Source organism: Mesonia sediminis (assembly GCF_042684705.1).
Classification (GTDB): Bacteria; Bacteroidota; Bacteroidia; order Flavobacteriales; family Flavobacteriaceae; genus Mesonia; species Mesonia sediminis.
This window is the reverse complement of the sequence record NZ_JBHULZ010000025.1, coordinates 1-1,142: the sequence shown is the minus strand read 5'-3', so window position 1 is coordinate 1,142 and position 1,142 is coordinate 1. Positions and strand designations below refer to the sequence as shown.

General features: G+C 31.2%; 1 protein-coding gene. It reads left to right on the top strand.

Going from position 1 to position 1,142, the window contains the following annotated elements; translation table 11 throughout:
* The first annotated feature begins 137 nt into the window (after window positions 1-137).
* Window positions 138-911, top strand: a complete 774-nt coding sequence (locus ACFSQ0_RS05640; RefSeq protein WP_379045390.1) for a hypothetical protein — start codon at window positions 138-140, stop codon at window positions 909-911.
* Window positions 912-1,142 lie beyond the last annotated feature (231 nt).

Here is a 1,142-nt window from a genome sequence, read left to right as displayed (position 1 = left end):
TCTACCGAAAATTCCATCCTTTTTTCTATCTTTGAGCTACAACGGAATAAATCCTGCGTATTTTTCCGCAACGAAATCATAGCCAAAGCCGTTGCCAGTAATTTAACCGAACTAAAAAGCATTAATATATTGATTAAATGAAAAGCCAAATTTTAGTTTATTTTCTTTCAATCTTCATACTCTTTTCTTGTAAAAACCAAGACAAGGAATTGACCGAAATGAATTCATTTTTACAAGCTAATTTTGAATTCAACAACCGAACTCTGAATAAGAATAAAGGAGATTATTATAGAATAATTGAGGAGATGCCTTCTCGAGAAATTGAAAAACTAAATGAATTGGATTCAAGATTTGAATCGTTAATTTCTGCAATTGACAGAGCAATCAAGAATAAAGAAAAAAATCTGGAAAACATTATTGCGGAATCCAACGAAATTCTAAATGAGGTTCCGAAAATTGTAGACAATAGAAAAGACTATTTATTACCAGAATTTAAACAGCCGAAAACTGACTCTAAAGATTTAAGTCTAAAATACATAAAGAATAGACTTGTAATTGCAATGGCTTATTCATTTGAATATGCGAGCCGACAAACTTATTCTGTTGATGGATTGTATAAAGTTGACATAGACAGTATAATCTCAAGAAAAACAGACAGCGGAATTAAACTTACCTTGACTTCAAGGTTTGGACAACCAATAAAAGAAAACAGACACATTTTGATTAATAAAATCGAACTCAATGGAAAAGAACAAAAAATTGATTTTGAACTTAAAGATAATTACTCTTTTGCGGACATTGAATTAGATTCATTACAATCTGGAATTTATAAAATGAACGGAATTTTACGTTTTTATCATAGAGAACAAAAATTTGACATACCGTTCGAAAAGGAATTTAAAGTGGAATAAAAACTACTGGCAACAACGTGTATAGCTCATTGCGGCTGAATTCCTAATCGGAATTCATTGCAATTTGCTATCTTCGTTTTACGGCGGAAAATCCTTACGGATTTCCCGCAACGAGCCATACACAAAACAGTTGGCAAAAATACCTCGGAATGAAAAGCAAAGCGGAAAAATAATGAATCTGACTGCTTGAAAAGATGAAGTAAAAAACAAAAATTAGTTCTTAAAAGAAAT

Excerpts from the sequence above, each read along its gene's own strand:
- ACFSQ0_RS05640 (WP_379045390.1), top strand. The coding sequence starts at position 138 with ATGAAAAGCCAAATTTTAGTTTATTTTCTTTCAATCTTCATACTCTTT.